Here is a 697-nt window from a genome sequence, read left to right as displayed (position 1 = left end):
CTGCTCACGGGCCGTCACTCAGAATCAGCGGTTTAGCTGGGTGCGTGTAGGCAAGAGGGAACGATGAACAGCCAAAAAGTCGCTAAATGCCTCCAGAAAGCCTTTCGCTTCGACCTCACCGAAGGGGAGCGAGAGAGAGAGAAGGCCGCGTGGCGCCACATAGAAGCCGCGCAGCAGCATCTCCACGTGCCAAAGCTCCAGCCAGCGTACGTCTCTTTCCTTAAGTTGCGCCGGTGTCTCAACCACGCCCTCTACAAAATGCAGATTCATCAGCGATCCTTGGCCGAGTACTGTGGCAGCAACCGCATGCCGCTCGAGAGCTGCGTTCATCTCGCTTCGCAACCAGTCGCCTGTGGCATTCACTTTTCGGCTTGCTTCTTCAGTCAGAACTTTTGTGAAGCCAGCCAATCCCGCAGCCATGCTTAAAACGTTGTTGTTGAAGGTGCCGCTATGTGACAACGAATTGGCACGTGCAGGATCAAAGCGATCCATGATCGAAGCCTTACCGCCGAAAGCGCCGAAGCTTGCGCCGCCGCCGAGATACTTTCCAAGCGTGACCATATCGGGACGGATTCCGAGTTCACCGTGCAACGCTCTATAGCCTAGGCGTGACGTTTGCACCTCGTCGAAGATCAAGATGACACCGAGTTCGTCAGCCAAATCGCGGATACGCGGAAGGAATGTTGGCTTCGCGACA

The 697-nt window shown here is 55.8% G+C and carries 1 protein-coding gene; it reads right to left on the bottom strand.

All coding sequences use genetic code 11. The annotated features are described in order from the left end of the window. Positions 1–24: 24 nt before the first annotated feature. Positions 25–697 (bottom strand): aminotransferase class III-fold pyridoxal phosphate-dependent enzyme (locus NKH03_RS34850; RefSeq protein ID WP_352973375.1); only part of this gene is annotated, 673 nt, incomplete at its 5' end.

The organism is Mesorhizobium sp. M1406, assembly GCF_040317555.1.
Classification (GTDB): Bacteria; Pseudomonadota; Alphaproteobacteria; order Rhizobiales; family Rhizobiaceae; genus Mesorhizobium.
The sequence above is the reverse complement of the archived record's forward strand: the minus strand, read 5'-3'. Positions and strand labels throughout refer to the sequence as shown.